The following is a 19,497-nucleotide window of genomic DNA, read 5'->3' on the forward strand; positions in this document are numbered from 1 at the left end:
CCACCGTCCTGACGCCCGGGGCCCTGGCCGATCGACGGATTGGCCAGGGCCCTTGGCTTTTCTGCCCTAGCTGTTTCTGATCGCACCATGACGGACGATACTCCCGCCCAGCACCGCGCCCTGCTTTACGGGCGTCGTCGCGGCCGGCCGCTGCGCCAGCACCGCACCAGCCTGATCGAGGGGCTGTTGCCGCGCCTGCAGCTGGATCCGCCGGCGGCGGGGGGGATCATCGATCCCGCGACCCTGTTCCCCACTCCCAAGCGCGACCTGTGGTTCGAGGTCGGCTTCGGCGGGGGGGAGCATCTGGCCCAACAGGCGGCCGCCAACCCCGAGATCGGCTTCATCGGGTGCGAGCCCTTCATCAACGGCGTCGCCAACCTGCTGCAGCATGTCGAGGCGCAGAACCTGTCCGGCAATATCCGCGTCTGCCCGGATGACGCCCGGCCCATCCTGGACGCCCTGCCCGAGGCCAGCGTGGGCCGCGTCTTCGTGCTGTTCGCCGATCCCTGGCCCAAGCTGCGCCACGCCGAACGCCGTTTCATCGGCCCCGCCAACCTATCCCGCCTGGCCCGCGTGCTGCGCGACGGCGCCGAACTGCGCCTGGCCACCGACGACCAACAGCTGTGCCGCTGGATGCTGGAGCATACCTGGCGCCATCCCGATTTCGAATGGCTGGCCGACAGGGCGTCGGACTGGCGCGTGCCGCCGGCCGACTGGGTCCAGACCCGCTACGAGCAGAAGGCGCTGGAGGCGGGACGGGTGCCGGTGTACCTGCGCTTCCGCAGGCGGGATCGTTAGTTCCTCAAGCGCCGGCGTGGCCATCCGGCCACTCGGCTGTCCTCAGTTTCCAGTCCGCTTGCGCTCGCCGGAAACTTCCGGCGGCCCCGTCGGGGCCTGCGGCATGAGGTGGTGCCTCATGCCGTCTTTGGCGCGTTGATCGAGTCAGGCGCGAGGGGTCGCGCCCAGCAGTGCGTCGGCGAACTGGTCCATGGTTTTCTGCGACAGGGCGGTGTTGTTCATCAGTACCACGGTGCGCCGGCCGTCCAGCCGATGGCCCAGCACCAGGCGATAGCCCGCCGTGCGGCCCGTTTCCCAACCCGCCGGCACAGTCCGACCCTCGATGGTCAGGCGGCGCACCCGGCCGCCCAGGGCGTAGTCCTCGGCGGGCACCTCCACATGCGTCAACTGGCGGCGGGACTCCCCCGTGAGGAAATCCGTGTCGAACACCAGGTGGGCGGCGCGCATCAGGTCGGGGGCCGTGCTGGCATAGCCGCCGGAGGCGGCCAGATAGGGCCGGCGATCATTGCGCCAGCGGTCGGGCGGGTTGGTGGCGCGGTACGAGGGCGCCGCCGCCGCCAGCATCGCGTCGGTGGCCCCCGTCGCCTTCAGGCCCAGCGGGTCCAAGGTGATGGAGCGTACCGCCGCCTGGAAGGGCATGCCGGTCACCCGCTCCACCGCCGCGATCACCACGATCCAGTTCACCGGGTGGTAGTCGAACCGGGCGCCCGGTTCGAACGCCAGGTCGCCCTGGCTGAAGCGGGTCAGGGCCTGGGCGGTGGTCAGGTCGGTCTGCAGCAGGGTGGGGTCGGCCTTGGCCTCGGCGATGAACAGGTTGGGCAGGCCGCTGGCGTTGCACAGCAGGCGCCGCAACGTCAGCCTGGCGCCGGTGTCGGCGCGATAATCGGGCAGGGCTCGGGTCAGCGGCGCGTCCAGGTCCAGCAGGCCGCGCTCCATCAGCTTCAGCACGGTCACCGCGGTCAGCCATTTGCTGATGGAGGCAATGGCGTAGGGGGTGTCGGCCTTGGCCGGCACCTTGGCCTCGATATCGGCATAGCCCACGGTGCGGACGTAATCGGCCTTGCCCGCACGGCCCAGCATGACCACGCCCTGGAATCCGGCATCACGGACGAAGGCATCGACCACCGTGTCCGGATGATGGGCGGCGAAAGCGGACGTGGACAGCAGCGGCAGGCCGGCCCCGGCCCGCAGCACGGCGCGGCGGTTCAGCATGGCAGCAACTCACCCACCTGGTGGGTGATCAGGTCCAGATCCTGCGGCCGGGACAGGCGGTGGTCGCCGTCCTTCACCAGGGTGATGCGCACATCGTCATGGGTGATGGCTGCCGCCAAATCCAGGCTGGTCTGCCAGGGCACGTCGGGGTCGCGCTGGCCGTGGATCAGGCGCACGGGCACGGGCGGCAGCGCCAGGGGCTGGTCCAGCAGCAGGTGCCGCCGGCCATCCTCGATCAGGGCTTTGGTGATGGGATATCCCGCGTCGTCATAGAGTGAGGGCTGGCGCCATTCGCCGTCACGCTCCAGCGTGGCGCGGGCCTCGGCGTCCATCCGCGCCCACATCAGCCGTTCGGTGAAGTCCGGCGCCGGGGCGATACCCACCAGCGCGCGCAACCGGTCCGGCCGGGCCAGGGCCGCCAGCAGCATGATCCAGCCGCCCATGCTGGACCCCACCAGGATCTGCGGACCCTCCGTCACCGCGTCCAGCACCGCGACGGCATCCTCCGCCCAGGTGCCGATGGTGCCGTCGCGGAAATCGCCGCTTGAGACGCCGTGACCCTGGTAGTCGAACCGGACGAAGGCGTGACCGCGCTCCTGGGCGTAGGCTTCCAGCGCGGTGGCCTTGCTGCCCGTCATGTCGGACTTGAGCCCGCCCAGAAAGACAATTCCGGGGCTGCGGCCGGGGCTCCGTCGATAGGCTATGGTGGCGGGCCCCCGCTGTACGCTATGTATCGACGTCCCCGCCATGCTTGCCTTCCCCAGATGACCCTGATTCACACCCCCGGCACCGTAACGGCCTCGACCGATACCGGCAATCCCGCGCCGGCCCCCGATGGGGCCAGTTCCGATGGGGCCGCCGATGGAACCACCGTCGCCGGCTGGTTCGGCGGCGGTCGGCCCGTGGTACTGCAGGTCATCCCCAACCTGGTCACGGGCGGGGCGGAGCGGGGCTGCGTCGACATGGCGGCGGCCCTGATGCGCGCCGGCGGCACCGCCCTGGTGGCGTCCGGCGGCGGCCCCATGGCGCGGGAGCTGGAACGGTACAAGGCGGAACACATCACCCTGCCGCTGGCCTCCAAGAACCCCTTCACCATCTGGCGCAACGCCAGCCGGCTGGAAGCCCTGATCCGCGAGCGCGGGGTGGACATCATCCACGCCCGGTCCCGCGCCCCGGCGTGGAGCGCGTGGATCGCCGCACGGCGCACCGGCATTCCCTTCGTCACCACCTTCCACGCGCCCTACAACTTCAAGGGTGAGATGAAGCGCCGCTACAACGCGGTCATGGGCAGGGGCGACCGGGTCATCGCCGTCTCCCGTTTCGTGGCGGAGCATGTGGCCAGCCAGTATGGCGTGGGGCCGGAGCGGCTGCGCACCATCCCGCGCGGCGTCGACACCGTGAACCTGGACCCCGAGCGGGTCAGCCAGGAGCGGCTGATCAAGCTGGCGCGCGACTGGCGCCTGCCCGAGGACCAGCGCATCGTCCTGCTGCCCGGGCGCCTGACGCGCTGGAAGGGTCAGCTGGACCTGATCGAGGCCATCGCCCGGCTTAAGCGCGACGACGTGCGCGCCGTGCTGGTGGGGTCCGACCAGGGCCGCACCGAGTACCGGGCGGAACTGGTGGCGCGCATCCGCGAACTGGGCCTGGAAGGCCAAGTCACCATCGCCGACCACTGCAACGACATGGCCGCGGCCTATCTGCTGTCCGACGTGGTGGTCAGCGCCTCATCCAGGCCGGAGGCTTTCGGCCGCGTGATCGTGGAAGCCCAGGCCATGGGCAAGCCGGTCATCGTCACCAACCACGGCGCCGTGGCGGAAACGGTGATCGATGGCGAAACCGGGCTGGTGGTCCCGCCGGGCGACCCCGCCACCATGGCCGCCGCCATCGCCGAGGCCCTGGCCCTGGACAGCCTGCAGCGCCGGGCGCTGGCGGCCGACGCCCGCCGCTTCGTGCTGCAGAACTACACCCGCGAACGCATGTGCGACGCCACGCTGGCCGTTTATGCCGAGCTCCTGCACCTGCGCGCCACCGTCGGCATGGCGGCCTATCGCAAGGCGGGTTCGTGACCGTCGCGGCGGCCCCAGACGCCCAGCGCGTCCTGGTCATCCGCCTGGGCGCGCTGGGTGACCTGGTGCAATGCTTCGATGCCTTTCAGGCCATCCGCCGCCGTCACCCCCAGGCCCATGTCACCCTGCTGACCGGGCCGGCCTTCGTCGGCTTCGGCCGGGCCATGCCCTGGTTCGACGACGTCTGGGCCGATCCGCGCGGCCGTAGCCCGCTGGCCTATTGGCGCTTGCGCCGCCAGTTGCGCGCCGGCCGCTTCGACACCATCTATGACCTGCAGAACAAGCCGCGCACCGCCCGCTACTACTGGCTGATGGGGCCGGGGCGCCGGCCGCTGTGGTCGGGCGCCGCCCCCGGGGCCGCCTTTCCGCTGCCCGACCTCAAGGGCCTGCACAACCACGACCGCTACCGCGTCCAGCTGGAGGCCGCCGGCATCCCCGACACCGGCCCCGCCGACCTGGGCTGGCTGGCTGGTGATGTGGAGGGGCTGGCGCCGGAGGGGCCTTTCGTCCTGCTGGTGCCGGGTTGCTCACCGCACCTGCCGCACAAGCGCTGGCCTGCCGAGCGCTATGCCATGCTGGGCCGGCGCCTGGCCGACCGGGGCCTGACCCCGGTGGTGGTGGGCACCGAGGCCGACCGCGACGCGGCACGGGCCATCGTGCGCGACTGCCCCTGGGCCGTCGATCTGGTGGGCCGCACCAGCCTGGGCCAGCTGGCCAGCCTGGCGCGGCGGGCCGAGGGGGCGGTGGGCAACGATACGGGCCCCATCTTCCTGACGGCGGCCCTGGGCTGCCCGACGCTGATGATCATGTCGCACCATACCGATCCCGGCCGCTCCGCCCCCTGGGGGCCGGACGCCGCCTGGATCAAGGTGCTGGACCTGGCCGACCTGGGGGTGGACGCGGTTGAGACCGCGCTGCGCCTGCGGCCCAAGCCCGATGTGGCCCCAGAGGGGGAGCCGGATGGGGAGAGGGACGGGGCAAACACCCCGGTTTAGGCCGATTGTTCCACTTGTTGCGCGCGCCTGTGCCCGGGGGGACACAGCCATGCGGCGCTTATGCCCCGCCAGCCGGCTTACCACCGGGCCCAACGCTTGACAGTTCCGCCCCCGCTACCCAAAGTCGCCTTTCTTCAATTTGGACAAACCCTGAACGCCATGACGACCGCTGAAAACCTTGACCAGCCCCAGATCGCGATCACGTTGCCCGACGGCAACGTGCGAACTTACGCGGCGGGCGTCACGGGCTTGGAGATCGCGCAGTCGATCTCCAAGAGCCTGGCCAAGGCGGCGCTGGCCGTTACGGTGGACGGGGAGGAGCGCGACCTGTCGCGCGCCATCGAGCATGACGCCAAGGTCGCCATCCTGACGCGCGACGCGCCGTACGCGCTGGAGCTGATCCGCCACGACTGCGCCCACATCCTGGCGGAGGCGGTGCAGCAGCTGTACCCCGGCACGCAGGTCACCATCGGCCCGGCCATCGCCACGGGCTTCTATTACGACTTCGCCCGGGATGAGCCGTTCACGCCCGACGATCTGGTGAAGATCGAGAAGCGCATGCACGAGATCGTGGATGCGGACAACCCCTTCACGCGTGAGGTTTGGGACCGGGACGAGGCCATCGCCCACTTCAAATCCATCGGCGAGCATTACAAGGCCGAGATCATCGGCGACATCCCGGCGGGTGAGAAGATCACCATCTACCGCCAGGGTGGCTGGTACGACCTCTGCCGCGGCCCGCATCTGCCGTCCACCTCCAAGATCGGCCACGCCTTCAAGCTGATGAAGGTGGCGGGCGCCTACTGGCGCGGCGACAGTCGCAACCCCATGCTCCAGCGCATCTACGGCACCGCCTGGCGCACGGAGAAGGAGCTGGCGGAGCACCTGCACCAGATCGAGGAAGCGGAGAAGCGCGACCATCGCAAGCTGGGCCGCGAGATGGACCTGTTCCATCTGCAGGAAGAGGCGGCGGGCAGCGTCTTCTGGCACCCCAAGGGCTGGACCCTGTGGCAGGCGCTGGAACGCTACATCCGCGCCAAGCTGAAGGAAGCGGGATACCTGGAGGTGCGCACGCCGCAGCTCTACGACAGCAGCCTGTTCAAGGCGTCCGGCCACTGGGACATGTATGGCGACAACATGTTCAAGATCCGGGAGTCGGTGGACGACCAGGGACGTGAGAAGTTCCTGGGCCTCAAGCCCATGAACTGCCCGGCCCACGTCCAGATCTTCCGCCAGGGCCTGAAGAGCTACCGCGACCTGCCCATGCGCCTGGCGGAGTTCGGCGCCTGCCACCGCAACGAGCCCTCGGGCGCGCTGCACGGCATCCTGCGCGTCCGCGCCTTCACCCAGGATGATGCCCACATCTTCTGCACCGAGGACCAGGTGCCGTCGGAGGCGGCGGACTACTTCAAGCTGCAGCTGGGCGTGTACAAGGATCTGGGCTTCGACAAGATCGCCGTGAAGCTGGCGCTGCGCCCCGACGTGCGCGCCGGCAGCGACGAGGTGTGGGACAAGGCCGAGCAGGGGCTGCGCGACGCCCTGACCGCCAACGGCCTGGAGTTCGAGGAACTGCCCGGCGAGGGCGCCTTCTACGGCCCCAAGGTGGAATTCCACCTGACCGACGCCATCGGCCGCACCTGGCAGTGCGGCACCCTGCAGCTGGACTTCGTGCTGCCGGAACGCCTGGACGCCAGCTACATCGGCGCCGACGGCGCGCGCCACCGGCCGGTGATGCTGCACCGGGCCATCCTGGGTTCGTTCGAACGCTTCATCGGCATGATGATCGAGCATTACGCCGGCAAGTTCCCGCTGTGGTTGTCGCCCGTCCAGGCCACGGTCTGCACCATCACGTCCGAGGCTGACGCCTACGCCGAGGACGTGGCCAAGGTGATGGCCAAGGCTGGCCTGCGGGTGGAGGTCGACACCCGCAACGAGAAGATCAACTTCAAGGTTCGCGAGCATTCGCTGGCCAAGGTGCCGGTCCTGGTGGTGGTCGGCGGCCGCGAGGCGGAGAACCGCACCGTGGCCCTGCGCCGCCTGGGCGGCAAGGACCAGGAGCTGCTGTCGCTTGACGACGCGGTGGCGGCGCTTAAGCTTGAGGCACAGGCCCCTGTCCCTTCGGAGGGAGTGACGGAGGCCGCGTTCTGAGGATAATTATGGTCTGACCAGCGCCCAACGGGGCTGTGGAGAGAAATCCGCAGTTGCGCGGCGCTGGCTTTTCTTACAAGTACACATCCACGTCTTTTTATCCGGTGATGCCGCCCGCCCCGTCCCGGGGCACCCACCCACCTCGCGGCCACCGAAACCAGGGAGAAGGTTCCATAGCCAGGCCCAGCCAAGAGTCGGCCCCCACCCGTGAGGGGCCGCGCGTTAACCGGGAGATCAACGCTCGTTCCGTCCGCCTCATCGACGCCGCTGGCGAGATGGTTGGCGTCGTTAGTCTGCGCGATGCACTGATCGCCGCCGAAGAGGCCGGCCTCGACTTGGTCGAGGTCTCGCCCAACGCCGAGCCCCCCGTCTGCAAGATCCTCGACTACGGCAAGTTCAAGTACGAGGCGCAGAAGAAGGCCGCGGAAGCGCGCAAGAAGCAGAAGATCATCGAAGTCAAAGAGATCAAGCTGCGTCCCAACATCGACGACAACGACTACGACGTGAAGATGCGCAGCGCGCGCCGCTTCCTGGAGGAAGGCGACAAGGTGAAGGTCACCATGCGCTTCCGTGGTCGTGAGATGGCCCACCAGGATCTGGGCATGAACGTGCTGGTCCGCGTGAAGGACTTCCTGGAAGACCTGGCCAAGGTCGAGCAGATGCCGAAGCTGGAAGGCAAGCAGATGATCATGATCCTGGCGCCCCGCTGAGCGCTAAGATCGATCTTCTGATTGCGGCGACCGCAACGGACACCATAGGCCCTCGGAACCACCGGTTCCGGGGGCTTTGTTGTTTTTGCATGTCCTCAGGCGCCCAGCCTACGGCACGGGCCAAAGCCCCATGCGACTGGTATAAGGGGCGAAACGGGATGAGAGAGGGGGAGCCTCATGAAGGTGGCGGGCGAGGTGATGCGGACCATCTGGGTGGAGCCGGACGGACGCACCGTCGGCATCATCGACCAGACGCGGCTGCCCTTCCGGTTCGAGACCGTGGCGCTGTCCGACGCGGCGGCCATGGCCACGGCCATCACCACCATGCAGGTGCGGGGCGCCCCCTTGATCGGGGCCGCCGCCGCCTACGGCATGGCGCTGGCGATGAGGGTGGGTCTGGAGGATGGCGATGTGGAACGGGTGCATGCCCTCCTCATGGCCACGCGGCCCACGGCCGTCAACCTGCGCTGGGCCCTGGACCGCATGCGCGAGGTGCTGCTGCTGACCCCGCCGGGTGACAGGCTGGATCGCGCCTATGCCGAGGCCGCCGCCATCGCGGACGAGGATGTGGAGATCTGCCGCGCCATCGGCCGCCACGGCCTGCACCTGATCCGCGCCGCCCACCAGCGCAATCCGGACCGGCCGGTGCGCATCCTGACCCACTGCAACGCCGGTTGGCTGGCCACGGTGGACTGGGGTACCGCCACCGCCCCCATCTACCTGGCGCATGAGGCCGGCATCCCCCTGCACGTCTGGGTGGATGAGACGCGGCCGCGCAACCAGGGCGCCTTCCTCACCGCCTGGGAACTGGGGCAGCACGGGGTGCCCCACGCCGTCATTCCCGACAACACCGGCGGGCATCTGATGCAGCATGGTCTGGTGGACCTGGTCATCGTCGGCACCGACCGCACCACCGCCAAGGGCGACGTGGCCAACAAGATCGGCACCTATCTGAAGGCCCTGGCGGCCAAGGACAACGACGTGCCCTTTTACGTGGCCCTGCCGTCCAGCACCATAGACTGGACGCTGGAGGATGGCGTCGCCGGCATCCCCATCGAGGAACGCTCAGGGTACGAGGTGGCGTGCATCACCGGGCTGGCCAGCCATGGCGACCTGGAAACCGTGCGCCTGGTGCCGGAAGGCAGCCCGGTGGTGAACTACGCTTTCGACGTCACCCCCGCCCGCCTCATCACCGGCCTCATCACCGAACGCGGCGTGTGCAGTCCGCAAGACCTTGCCCAGCTCTTCCCCGACCACCAGCCGCCGGAACGGATGGCCCAGGTGGCGGTGAATGATGAGTAGGGGCGCTTGCGGCCCCGGCGGCAGGCATGCCCGCCGCCGGGGGACATCTGATACGCGCGGCATTTGAACGTGACCGTTCAAATGCTCCCTCAGGCGCCGGGCGGCGGGCATCCATCCGCCTAGGCTTGTCCTCGCTACGCCCTGCGGTGCTCGCTCCGGCGGCCCCGGTCGGGGCCTACAGCGGCACGAGTCACCATCTCGTGCCGCTGGTATGATATTACAGCGCGTCCAACCCCAGTCCGCGCTTGTCGATCGGGCCCACCGCCGTGACGGTCCGGCGCACGTGGCGGGCGGCTTCGGTCACGGACTTGATGGTGGGATAGCGGCCGGTTTCCACCATCAGCGACCGGGCCAAGGCCAGGCAGCGGGTCTCGCACAGGGCGCGCATGTCGGGGTCGGCGATCTTCTCCAGGTCGATGTTGTGGGCCAGGCCCAGGATGCGGCGGGTGATCTTGGCGCCGGCATAGCCCAGGGCGTCGGTGAACAGCCGATCCAGATAGGCGCGGCGTTCCGTCTCCAGGCAGGCGGTGCCCTCGGGGCCGGCGAACAGCGCGGCGGGGTAGGCGTCGCCCTCGCCGCTGGTGCGCCACAGGTGCAGGAACTTGGCGCGGAACAGGGTCCACAACTCCTCCACCGTTTGCAGCACCCAGTCCTGGTAGGCGTCGCGGGGGTGCTCCTCCGTGGCATGCCCATCCTGGGACAGGTAGTTCAGCAGCAGGTTGCCGATGATGGCGCCGACGTCGAAGCCCATGGGGCCGAAGAAGGCGAACTCCGGATCAATGACCCGCGTATCCGTCTCCGTCACCATGATGGATCCGGTGTGCAGGTCGCCGTGGATCAGCGCCTCGGGGCTGGCCATGAACTTCAGCTTCAGCCGGCTGGCCGCCAGCTTCCATGCCGTATCCGCCTGCACCGCCTTGGCCGTCGCGTCCAGCTGCGGGCTGGTCCAGCGGTTGTGCGGATGGGTCATGTAGGGCTGGGTGAAGATCACATCCTCCGTCAGGCGGCAGAGGGCGTCGTTGGCGGTGAAGGCCGCCACCAGAGGCCGCTTCTTGGAGGCCGGCAAGGCCAGGTCGCTGGTGGCGTAGAGCGTGCCCGCCAGATAGTCGCTGACATGCTCCGCCAGGCGGGGATAGCGGATACCCTGCACCAGGCCACGCCGCAGGATGATGTGGGGGGACAGCCGCTCCATCACGATGGCGTACAGCGTGGGGTCGTAGTGCAGCAGGGCGGGCGCCCGGCCGGCGGCGCCGGCGGCATGCAGGGCCATGGCGCGCTGCTCGAACCAGGCGCGGTTGAGATCCAGGGGCCAGCCTTCGCCGACCAGGCGCAGATAGGGCAGGGACTGCTTGACGCACAGGCCGGCGGGTTTGCCGTCGTGGCCCGGCCCTTCCACCAGGAAGACCAGGTTCAGGTTGCCGTCGCCCACCTCGGTCACCCGCCAGTCGGCGGGGGAACCGCCCAGGCGCGTGGCCAGGGCCGGCACGGCGGCCAGGAAATCGGGCAGGGTCGCATCGCTCAGCGGGGCATAGCCCGGCGGCGTCTCCAGGGTCATGAGTGGCGCACTCCCAGTCGTTTCACCGCCGCCTCATCGGGCGGCGCTGGGAGGTAGTGTGAGCCCGAACGGAAGCATCCGTCCAGGCGCGCATCAGGGGAGCTTTTCGGGAAACTCCAGCGCCTGCGGCGTGCCGGGCGGCAGGTCCTTGGGCTGGCGGCCATAGGTCGCGAAGCGGCGCAGCACCTCGGCCATCTCTTCGTCGTCCAGGATGACCGGCGTGCCCATCATGCGCGCGTGCCAATACTGGCGGGCCAGGCTTTCCACCTCTACCGCCAGGTCCAGGGCGCGGCGCAGGTCGGCGCCGAAGGCGATCATGCCGTGGTTGGCCAGCAGGCAGGCGCGGCGGGATCCCAGTGCCGCCATCATGGCATCCGACAGGGCCGCCGTGCCGAAGGTGGCGTAGTCCGCCACCTCGATGCGGGTGCCGCCGGCCACGGCCACCATGTAGTGGAAGGCCGGGATGGGCTCACGCAGGCAGGCCAGGGCCGTGCAAAAGGTGGAATGGGTGTGCACCACCGCACCGGCCTGGGGCCGTTCCTGATAGATGGCCAGATGCATGCGCCATTCGCTAGACGGTACCATGGTACCGCGATAACGGCCCTGGAGGTCCATGAAGACAATAGCGTCCGGCGTCAGGGCCTCATAAGGCACGCCCGAGGGCGTCACCAGGAAGCCGCCGTCGCAGCGGGCGCTGACGTTGCCGCTCTTGCCCTGATTGATGCCCAGCGTGTTCATGGCCTGGGCGGTGGCGATCACCGCCTGGCGCAGCGCCTGGTCATCCTCCGGCGGCAAGGTCGTGCCCATCACTCGCCCACCTCTTCCTTGGGGTAGACGCCCCAGACCTCGTCGCGCTGCAGCCAGCCGCGGAAGCCGCCCACATCCACCTGGCACCACGGACCCTTGCACTTGCGCAGCTTGGCGATGACGCCGGGATCCAGCTGGGCCACGGCTTCTGAGGCGGACGCGGCGTCGCGCCGCAGGGTGCGCGATTGCTGGCCGATGACGATGATGCCGCGCCGACCGGACAGGGTGCTCTGATGCACCCAGCCTTGCGTACCCTCCACATCCCGGATGCGGCGCCACGTGTCGAACTCCGCCGTGATCTCCACCGGCATGCCGGCCTTCACGAACACCCACTCCACGGGATAGCGCACGCCGGGGCCGGTGCGGACATTGACCTCGTTGGACCGCAAGGTGACGAAGCGCGGCACGGGCAGGCCGCTGCGCACCACCGCGTCGGGGTGGGCGGCGTCGCTTTGCGGCTCCCCCTCCTGCTGGTCGCTGGCGGCACCGGTGCCGTCGGTGCCGGTGTGGGTGGGTGGGGCGGCCAGGGCGGTGGCGGTGGCGAAGGCGAGGACGATCGCGGCGCAGGGCAGCACCTGCCGGAAAAAGCGGACCATGGGCGACCGTTTCAAAGGCTGTCCCCGTTGATGGGAAAGAAGGATGGGGCGACGTTTCGGTCCCCAATAGAAATCGCCCATCCGCCGGGGTCAAGCGTCGGCCCTGTTACGGTTATCATCGCGCCGGGGGGTGGGCATGCGCCCCTGGGTGGCTGGACAGCGGCGCCCCTCGCTGCTATGGCAAGAACGCTATCTCGGGAGGAACCATGTCCGAGCGGAAAAAGCCCCTCGTCATCGTGACGCGCAAGCTGCCCGATGTCATCGAGACACGGATGATGGAGCTGTTCGATACACGGCTCTCCACCGACGACCATGCCATGACGCCCGCCGAACTGGCGGAGGCGGTCAAGGTCGCCACCGTCGTCGTCCCCACCGTGACCGACCGCCTGGACGCCACCGTCCTGGCCCACGCCGGCCCGCAGCTGAAGCTGATCGCCAACTTCGGCAACGGCGTCGACCACATCGACCTGAAAGCGGCGCGTGAGCGCGGCATCATGGTCACCAACACGCCGGGCGTCCTGACCGAGGACACGGCCGACATGACCATGGCCCTGATCCTGGCGACCGCCCGGCGCGTGGGCGAGGGCGAGCGGCTGATCCGCGCCGGCCAGTGGACGGGCTGGGGCCCCACCCTGATGCTGGGCACGCGCATCTGGGGTAAGCGCCTGGGCATCGTCGGCATGGGACGCATCGGCCAGGCGCTGGCCCGTCGCGCCCGGGGCTTCGGCCTGTCGGTGCACTACCACAACCGGCACCGCGTCCATCCCGAGATCGAGCAGGAGCTGGAGGCGACCTATTGGGAAAGCCTGGACCAGATGCTGGCGCGGATGGACATCATCTCCATCAACTGCCCGCACACGCCGGCGACCTACCATCTGCTGTCCGCCCGCCGGCTGAACCTGCTGCGTCCCAACAGCATCATCGTCAATACCGCGCGCGGCGAGGTGATCGACGAGAACGAGCTGACGCGCAAGCTGGCCAAGGGCGAGATCGGCGCCGCCGGCCTGGACGTGTTCGAGCAGGAACCGGCCATCAACCCCAAGCTGCTGGCCCTTTCCAACGTGGTGCTGCTGCCGCACATGGGCTCCGCCACCATCGAGGGGCGCCAGGACATGGGCGAGAAGGTCATCGTCAACATCAAGACCTTCGTCGACGGCCACAAGCCGCCCGACCGGGTTATCGAATCCATGTTCTGACGCTCGCGAAAAGATGTTCCGGCGGCCTTGATCAGGGGCGCTGGACATCTTGACGGGGGCTCTTTTTCACACCATATGGGGTTGACTGGCGTTTTATGGCACCAGGAATGGTGGGGGCTGTGACAACCGGCGGCGACGCTGGCCTGCATCCCTTCCGGCACATGGCGGATGGCGCATGAAAACCCTTTGCGCAAAACGCCGTGGCGACTATGATCCGCCGCAGCAATCCTCATAACGATCCGGCCATCGACAATCTGGTGGCTGGCTGGAACGCTTTGCGGGTGGGCCATTGGCCCACTTTTTTTATTATCTGGGGTCGGCGATGTCAGGCGGGCAAGTTTCGCCCCATAACCGTCCCCAAGCGAAGGCGGGGACGGCCCGATCGGCCGTTCCCTGGATAGAGATCGATGGACGTACAGGAACGCATCGCCGGTATCATCGCCCCCTCGGTTGAGGCCATGGGCTACGACCTGGTGCGCGTGTCGCTGACGGGCAACGCCCGCCCGACGCTGCAGATCATGGCGGAGCGTGTGGACGGCGCCGCCATGACGGTGGATGACTGCGCGGAGATCAGCCGCGCCGTGTCGGCCCTGCTGGACGTGGAAGACCCCATCGATGTCGCCTACACGCTGGAGGTCAGCAGCCCCGGCATCGACCGGCCGCTGACCCGGCCCAAGGATTTCGAGCGCTTCGCGGGTTTCGAGGTGCGGGTGGAGACGTCGCAGCCGGTGGATGACCGGCGCCGCTTCATCGGCATGCTGAAGGGGATCGAGGACGGCAAGGTGCTGGTGGAAATGCCCACCGGTCCGGCCGCCGTGCCGTTCGACCTGATCCTGCGGGCCAAGTTGGTGATGAACGACGCGCTGCTGAAGGCGGCCGCCGAGGGCAAACACCAGCACTGACCCCGTTTCCCCCAAGTCGCTCCGCATCATACCAACAGTCGTTCTTACTGACGTAACAGAAGGCAAGGTTCGCTTCGATGGAACTTCTTCAAGTCGCTGACGCCGTCGCCCGCGAAAAGAACATCGAGAAAGAGCATGTGCTCGAGGCGATGGAAGAGGCCATCAAGAAGGCTGGCCGGTCCAAGTACGGCCACGAGCACGACATCCGCGCCCGCATCGACCGCAAGACCGGCGACATCCACCTGATGCGCTATCTGGAAGTGGTCGAGACGGTCGAGGACGAGGCGACCCAGGTCTCCGTGGCCCAGGCCAAGCGCAAGCGCCCGGATGCCAAGGTCGGCGACTTCCTGATCGACCCGCTGCCGCCCATCGACTTCGGCCGTATCGCCGCGCAGACCGCCAAGCAGGTGATCGTGCAGAAGGTGCGCGAGGCCGAGCGCGACCGTCAGTATGACGAGTACAAGGACCGCATGGGCGACATCGTCAACGGTCTGGTCAAGCGCGTGGAATACGGCAACGTGACCGTGGACCTGGGCCGCGCCGAGGCGGTGCTGCGCCGCGACGAATGCCTGCCGCGTGAGCACTTCAAGAACGGCGACCGCGTGCGCGCCTACATCTACGACGTGCGGCGCGAGCCGCGCGGCCCGCAAATCTTTCTTTCGCGCACCCATCCGGCCTTCATGGCCGGCCTGTTCAAGCAGGAAGTGCCGGAAATCTACGACGGCATCATCGAGATCAAGGCCGTGGCCCGCGACCCGGGCAGCCGCGCCAAGATCGCCGTCATCAGCAATGACAGCGCCATCGACCCCGTGGGCGCCTGCGTCGGCATGCGCGGCAGCCGCGTCCAGGCCGTGGTCGGCGAGCTGCAGGGCGAGAAGATCGACATCATCCCCTGGAACCGCGATGCCGCCACCTTCGTGGTGAACGCGCTGGCCCCGGCCGAGGTCGCCAAGGTGGTGCTGGACGAGGAGACCAAGCGCATCGAGGTGGTGGTGCCCGACGACCAGCTGTCGCTGGCCATCGGCCGCCGCGGCCAGAATGTCCGCCTGGCGTCCATGCTGACCGGCTGGGACATCGACATCATGACGGAGCAGGAGGAATCCGACCGTCGCACCGAGGAGTTCAAGACCCGGTCGCAGATGTTCATCGAGGCCCTGGACGTTGACGACGTGATCGCCCATCTGCTGGTGGCCGAGGGCTTCAGCTCGGTGGAGGAAATCGCCTACGTCGATACCGAGGAACTGACCTCGATCGATGCCTTCGACGAGGACGTGGCCGAGGAACTGCGGGAACGCGCCCGCAATTTCCTGGAAGAGCAGAACAGCCGCCTGGAAAACCGCCGCAAGGAACTGGGTGTCACCGACGAGGTGGCGGCAATCGAGGCGCTGACGGCCCCCATGCTGGTCAAGCTGGGCGAGAAGGGCGTCAAGACGCTGGACGACTTCGCCGACCTGGCGGGCGACGAGCTCATCGAAATCCTGGGCAAGGACTCGATGAGCGAGGACGAAGCCAATGAGCTGATCATGGCGGCCCGCGCCCACTGGTTCGCGGACGAAGAGTCCGGCGCGGACGCCTGAGGGGGGCCTGGTTCATGGTCTCCCCGCAGGTCTCGGGACCGGCGATGACACCGGACCCCGACGCGCCGCTGCTGCCGGAAGGCGAGGCGGAGGCGGTCGGGGGGGCCAAAAGCCCACTGCGCCGGTGCATCGCCAGCGGGGTGGTGGGAGAGAAGGACGGGATGATCCGTTTTGTCGTCGGACCCGACGGCACGGTCGTCCCCGATGTGGAGGAAACCCTGCCCGGACGCGGGCTGTGGTTGACGGCGGACCCCGCCTTGGTTGAAAAGGCGGTCGCCAAAGGTTTGTTCGCCAAGGCGGCGCGCCGGTCGGTGCGCACCCCGGCGGACTTGGGGGCCCAGGTGTCGGGCCTTCTGCGTCGCCGTTGTCTGGACCTGGTCGGGCTCGCCCGGCGGGGCGGCCAGGCGGTGGCGGGGTTTGAGAAGGTGGCTGCGGCGCTGCGCGCCAAGGCCATCGGTACGCGGTCAGGCATTGGGCTCAGGCTGGAGGCGTCCGATGGGGCTGCCGACGGCCGGTCCAAGCTGGACGCGCTGTCCCCCGGCATCCCGGTGGTCGATATCTTCGACCGGGGGGAGCTGGGCATGGCGCTGGGCCGCGATGACGCGGTGCATGCCGTGGTGGGTGCCGGACCGCTGGTCCAGCGCCTGCAGCGGGAGGCGGACAGGCTACGCGCCCTCTCCAAGGGGCGTTAGGCCCAGCGCTGGGTAAGGGATGGCCTTGGGGCATCGGCCCCGGGGCGACAACGATGAAACAGTCGGAAATCGTATGACTGACACGAGCGACCAGGACCGCAAGAAGTTGAGCCTTACCGGTCGAGGCAAGCTGGAGCTGAAGAAGACGGTGGACGCGGGATCCGTGCGCCAGAGCTTCTCGCACGGCCGCACCAAGACCGTTGCGGTTGAGGTCAAGCGCAAGCGAACCTTTGAACAGGGCGCCCGTCCCGGCGTGGCCGATGGCGGCGCCGCCGCCCGCGCCGCCGCCGAGGGCCGTCCCGCGCAGGGCGGTGGCCGTGGCCAGCCGCCGCGTGGCGGCGCCCCGCGCCAGCTGACCGACAGCGAGCGTGAAGCCCGTTTGCGCGCCTTGCGCGCCATGGGCGAGAACCCTGCCCAGGAGGACGTGGCCGACGAGCTGCTGGACGAGGTGGACGCCGACGACCTGCCGATGGCCGACGAGGCCCCGGCCGAGGCCGCGCCCGCGCCTGAGCCCGTGGTCGAGGAGCCGGTCAACGACGGTCCCCTGGACGACGAAACCCTGCGTCGCCGCGAGCTGGAAGAGCTGCGGATGATCCAGGAAGAGGAAAAGCGCGTCGCCGCCGAGGCGGAGAAGCGCCGCCAGGAGGAAGAGGCCAAGCGCAAGGAGGCCGAGGCCGCCCGCAAGGCCGAAGAGGCCCCGCGCGCCGCCCGCCCCGCCGCCGGCAACACCGCGTCGACCACGACCGCCGCCACGGACGCCGCGGCCCCGCGTGGCCCCCTGGCCCCGCGCGCCGTCGATGACGAGGATGACGAGGGTGGGCGCCGCCGCGCCGGCCCCGGTGGTGCGGCGAAGACCGCCAGCAAGGTGGCGGCCCCGGCCCCGGCCAAGGCCGCCAAGGGTGGCGAGCGTCGCCGGAACGCCGGCAAGCTCACCATTTCGCAGGCGCTGAGCGACGAGGGCGGTGGCGCCCCGCGTGGCCGCAGCATGGCCGCGCTGCGCCGCGCCCGTGAACGTGAAAAGCAGCGCCTGAGCGGGCGTCAGGATACGCAAAAAGTGACCCGCGACGTCATCATCCCCGAAGTCATCACCGTGCAGGAACTGGCCAACCGTATGGCCGAGCGCGGTGCCGACGTGATCAAGGCGCTGATGCGCATGGGCGTGATGGCCACCATCACCCAGAACATCGACACCGACACCGCCGAGCTGATCGTGACGGAATTCGGCCACCGCGCGCACCGCGTGTCGGAAGCCGACGTCGAGGTGGGTGTGAAGGGCGACCTGGACCGCAGCGAGGACCTGCTGCCGCGTCCGCCGGTCGTCACCGTCATGGGCCACGTCGACCACGGCAAGACCTCGCTGCTGGACGCCCTGCGCCACACCGACGTCGCCAGCCGCGAGGCCGGCGGCATCACGCAGCACATCGGCGCCTACCAGGTGCAGTTGGCGGCGGGTTCGCGCATCACCTTCATCGACACCCCCGGCCACGCCGCCTTCACCGAGATGCGCGCCCGCGGCGCCAACGTCACGGACGTGGTGGTGCTGGTGGTGGCCGCCGATGACGGCGTCATGCCGCAGACGGTCGAGGCCATCCAGCACGCCAAGGCGGCCGAGGTTCCGATCATCATCGCCATCAACAAGTGCGACCTGCCCGGCGCCAAACCGGACCGGGTGCGGCAGGAACTGCTGCAGCACGGCCTGGTGGTCGAGGCCATGGGCGGCGACGTCCTGGACGTGGAAGTGTCGGCCAAGACGGGCAAGGGCCTGGACAAGCTGGAGGAAAACATCCTCCTGCAGGCCGAAATCCTGGAGCTGAAGGCCAACCCCGACCGCACGGCCGAAGGCGTCGTCGTGGAAGCCAAGCTGGAGCGCGGCCGTGGTTCCGTGGCCACCATGCTGGTGCAGCGCGGCACGCTGAAGGTGGGCGACATCGTCGTCGCCGGCAGCGAGTGGGGCCGCGTGCGCGCCCTGGTCAACGACCGTGGCCAGAATGTCGAGAACGCCGGTCCCGCCACCCCGGTGGAGGTGCTGGGCCTGAACGCCACGCCGCTGGCCGGTGACGAGTTCTCGGTCGTCGAGAGCGAGGCCCGCGCCCGCGAAATCACCGAATTCCGTCAGCGCAAGAAGCGGGAGGCCCAGGTCGCCCAGTCGGCGCGTGGTTCGCTGGAACAGATGTTCAAGCAGATCCAGGCGGGTGAGGTGAAGGAACTGCCGCTGGTCATCAAGGGCGACGTGCAGGGTTCCATCGAGGCGATCTCCGGCACGCTGGAAAAGCTGGCCGGCGACAATGCCGAGGTCAAGGTGCGCGTCCTGCACTCCGGCGTGGGCGCCATCAACGAGAGCGACGTCACGCTGGCCAACGCCTCGCGCGGCATCATCATCGGCTTCAACGTCCGCGCCAACCCGCAGGCCCGTGAAATGGCCAAGCGGGACAACGCGGAGATCCGCTACTACTCGGTCATCTACGACATCATCGACGATGTCCGTGCCCTGCTGACCGGTATGCTGAAGCCCGTCCTGCGCGAACGCTTCCTGGGCAACGCGCAGATCCTGGAGGTGTTCAACATCACCAAGGTCGGCAAGGTCGGCGGCTGCCGCGTGACGGAAGGCATCGTGAAGCGCGGCGCCGGCGTGCGCCTGCTGCGCGACAACGTCGTCATCCATGAGGGCACGCTCAAGACGCTCAAGCGCTTCAAGGACGAAGTCAAGGAAGTGCGCGAAGGTTACGAGTGCGGCATGGCCTTCGAGAACTACGACAATATCCAGGCGGGCGACGTCATCGAAGCCTACGAGATGGAAGAGGTGGCCCGCGCCCTGTAAGGCGCGTGCCACCCGGCCGTCTCGGCTGGATCAGAGTTTCTGCCTGACAACCCGGCCGTCCGGTCCAACCCCGGACGGCCGTTTTGGCTCTTACCCGAGCCCTTTGGGCCCGGCGCCGTTCCC

Annotated in this window: 16 protein-coding genes; 11 read left to right on the forward strand and 5 right to left on the reverse strand. The window is 68.7% G+C overall.

Going from position 1 to position 19,497, the window contains the following annotated elements; all coding sequences use genetic code 11:
* Positions 1–87 precede the first annotated feature (87 nt).
* A complete protein-coding gene (gene trmB, locus FBZ87_RS13655) occupies positions 88–798 on the forward strand; it encodes a tRNA (guanine(46)-N(7))-methyltransferase TrmB (protein ID WP_145610838.1) in 711 nt (236 codons plus the stop codon).
* Between the two features lie 144 nt (positions 799–942).
* On the opposite strand, the gene FBZ87_RS13660 is transcribed toward trmB, so the two are convergent.
* Positions 943–2,010 (reverse strand): serine hydrolase domain-containing protein, encoded by a 1,068-nt coding sequence (locus FBZ87_RS13660; RefSeq protein WP_145610839.1) that lies wholly within the window; start codon positions 2,008–2,010, stop codon positions 943–945.
* Entirely contained in the window at positions 2,004–2,648 is a 645-nt protein-coding gene (locus FBZ87_RS13665) for an alpha/beta hydrolase (protein WP_246134393.1), read from the reverse strand. Before FBZ87_RS13665 ends, FBZ87_RS13660 begins: the two co-directional genes overlap by 7 nt.
* Positions 2,649–2,774: 126 nt before the next feature.
* On the opposite strand from FBZ87_RS13665, the gene FBZ87_RS13670 reads away from it, so the two are divergent.
* The 5 genes from FBZ87_RS13670 (at position 2,775) to mtnA (ending at position 9,231) form a co-directional block, all read left to right on the forward strand.
* Complete coding sequence (locus tag FBZ87_RS13670; RefSeq protein WP_145610841.1) at positions 2,775–4,076, forward strand: glycosyltransferase family 4 protein; 1,302 nt, start codon at positions 2,775–2,777, stop codon at positions 4,074–4,076.
* Positions 4,073–5,071 carry a glycosyltransferase family 9 protein gene (locus tag FBZ87_RS13675; protein ID WP_145610842.1) on the forward strand — a complete coding sequence of 333 codons (999 nt, stop codon included), beginning with the start codon at positions 4,073–4,075 and terminating at the stop codon, positions 5,069–5,071. The genes FBZ87_RS13670 and FBZ87_RS13675 overlap by 4 nt, the downstream gene beginning before the upstream one ends.
* A 159-nt stretch (positions 5,072–5,230) precedes the next feature.
* On the forward strand, positions 5,231–7,219 hold the full coding sequence (gene thrS, locus FBZ87_RS13680; RefSeq protein WP_145610843.1) for a threonine--tRNA ligase: 1,989 nt from the start codon (positions 5,231–5,233) through the stop codon (positions 7,217–7,219).
* 173 nt (positions 7,220–7,392) lie between these two features.
* On the forward strand, positions 7,393–7,929 hold the full coding sequence (infC, locus tag FBZ87_RS13685; protein ID WP_322957800.1) for a translation initiation factor IF-3: 537 nt from the start codon (positions 7,393–7,395) through the stop codon (positions 7,927–7,929).
* 177 nt (positions 7,930–8,106) lie between these two features.
* A complete protein-coding gene (gene mtnA, locus FBZ87_RS13690; protein WP_145610844.1) occupies positions 8,107–9,231 on the forward strand; it encodes an S-methyl-5-thioribose-1-phosphate isomerase in 1,125 nt (374 codons plus the stop codon).
* Between the two features lie 217 nt (positions 9,232–9,448).
* Here the strand turns inward: mtnA and mtnK are convergent, their stop codons facing one another.
* The 3 genes from mtnK to FBZ87_RS13705 form a co-directional block, all read right to left on the reverse strand.
* On the reverse strand, positions 9,449–10,786 hold the full coding sequence (gene mtnK, locus FBZ87_RS13695) for an S-methyl-5-thioribose kinase (RefSeq protein ID WP_145610845.1): 1,338 nt from the start codon (positions 10,784–10,786) through the stop codon (positions 9,449–9,451).
* Between the two features lie 93 nt (positions 10,787–10,879).
* Positions 10,880–11,593, reverse strand: a complete 714-nt coding sequence (locus tag FBZ87_RS13700; protein WP_145610846.1) for a class II aldolase/adducin family protein — start codon at positions 11,591–11,593, stop codon at positions 10,880–10,882.
* Positions 11,593–12,189, reverse strand: coding sequence for an SH3 domain-containing protein (locus FBZ87_RS13705; protein WP_145610847.1), 597 nt, complete (start codon positions 12,187–12,189; stop codon positions 11,593–11,595). Before FBZ87_RS13705 ends, FBZ87_RS13700 begins: the two co-directional genes overlap by 1 nt.
* 206 nt (positions 12,190–12,395) lie before the next feature.
* Here FBZ87_RS13705 and FBZ87_RS13710 point away from each other — a divergent pair, with 206 nt between their 5' ends.
* From FBZ87_RS13710 to infB, 5 genes are all read left to right on the forward strand, one after another.
* Positions 12,396–13,385 carry a 2-hydroxyacid dehydrogenase gene (locus FBZ87_RS13710; protein WP_040846616.1) on the forward strand — a complete coding sequence of 330 codons (990 nt, stop codon included), beginning with the start codon at positions 12,396–12,398 and terminating at the stop codon, positions 13,383–13,385.
* Positions 13,386–13,792: 407 nt separating this feature from the next.
* A complete protein-coding gene (gene rimP / locus FBZ87_RS13715; RefSeq protein WP_040846615.1) occupies positions 13,793–14,287 on the forward strand; it encodes a ribosome maturation factor RimP in 495 nt (164 codons plus the stop codon).
* Between the two features lie 77 nt (positions 14,288–14,364).
* Positions 14,365–15,864, forward strand: a complete 1,500-nt coding sequence (gene nusA, locus FBZ87_RS13720; protein WP_004272990.1) for a transcription termination factor NusA — start codon at positions 14,365–14,367, stop codon at positions 15,862–15,864.
* Positions 15,865–15,878: 14 nt separating this feature from the next.
* Positions 15,879–16,556 (forward strand): RNA-binding protein, encoded by a 678-nt coding sequence (locus FBZ87_RS13725; RefSeq protein ID WP_246134394.1) that lies wholly within the window; start codon positions 15,879–15,881, stop codon positions 16,554–16,556.
* A 73-nt stretch (positions 16,557–16,629) separates the two neighbouring features.
* Positions 16,630–19,374 (forward strand): translation initiation factor IF-2, encoded by a 2,745-nt coding sequence (gene infB / locus FBZ87_RS13730; RefSeq protein WP_145610848.1) that lies wholly within the window; start codon positions 16,630–16,632, stop codon positions 19,372–19,374.
* Positions 19,375–19,497 lie beyond the last annotated feature (123 nt).

Origin of the sequence: Nitrospirillum amazonense, from assembly GCF_007828035.1 — a bacterium.
In the GTDB taxonomy this organism is placed as follows: domain Bacteria; phylum Pseudomonadota; class Alphaproteobacteria; order Azospirillales; family Azospirillaceae; genus Nitrospirillum; species Nitrospirillum amazonense.

Coding starts and splice junctions, on each gene's coding strand:
- infB (WP_145610848.1), top strand. CDS start 16,630: ATGACTGACACGAGCGACCAGGACCGCAAGAAGTTGAGCCTTACCGGT.
- rimP (WP_040846615.1), top strand. CDS start 13,793: ATGGACGTACAGGAACGCATCGCCGGTATCATCGCCCCCTCGGTTGAG.
- trmB (WP_145610838.1), top strand. CDS start 88: ATGACGGACGATACTCCCGCCCAGCACCGCGCCCTGCTTTACGGGCGT.
- mtnA (WP_145610844.1), top strand. CDS start 8,107: ATGAAGGTGGCGGGCGAGGTGATGCGGACCATCTGGGTGGAGCCGGAC.
- FBZ87_RS13670 (WP_145610841.1), top strand. CDS start 2,775: ATGACCCTGATTCACACCCCCGGCACCGTAACGGCCTCGACCGATACC.
- thrS (WP_145610843.1), top strand. CDS start 5,231: ATGACGACCGCTGAAAACCTTGACCAGCCCCAGATCGCGATCACGTTG.
- FBZ87_RS13665 (WP_246134393.1), bottom strand. CDS start 2,648: ATGACGGGCAGCAAGGCCACCGCGCTGGAAGCCTACGCCCAGGAGCGC.
- FBZ87_RS13705 (WP_145610847.1), bottom strand. CDS start 12,189: ATGGTCCGCTTTTTCCGGCAGGTGCTGCCCTGCGCCGCGATCGTCCTC.
- mtnK (WP_145610845.1), bottom strand. CDS start 10,786: ATGACCCTGGAGACGCCGCCGGGCTATGCCCCGCTGAGCGATGCGACC.
- FBZ87_RS13725 (WP_246134394.1), top strand. CDS start 15,879: ATGGTCTCCCCGCAGGTCTCGGGACCGGCGATGACACCGGACCCCGAC.
- FBZ87_RS13710 (WP_040846616.1), top strand. CDS start 12,396: ATGTCCGAGCGGAAAAAGCCCCTCGTCATCGTGACGCGCAAGCTGCCC.
- FBZ87_RS13660 (WP_145610839.1), bottom strand. CDS start 2,010: ATGCTGAACCGCCGCGCCGTGCTGCGGGCCGGGGCCGGCCTGCCGCTG.
- FBZ87_RS13700 (WP_145610846.1), bottom strand. CDS start 11,593: ATGGGCACGACCTTGCCGCCGGAGGATGACCAGGCGCTGCGCCAGGCG.
- nusA (WP_004272990.1), top strand. CDS start 14,365: ATGGAACTTCTTCAAGTCGCTGACGCCGTCGCCCGCGAAAAGAACATC.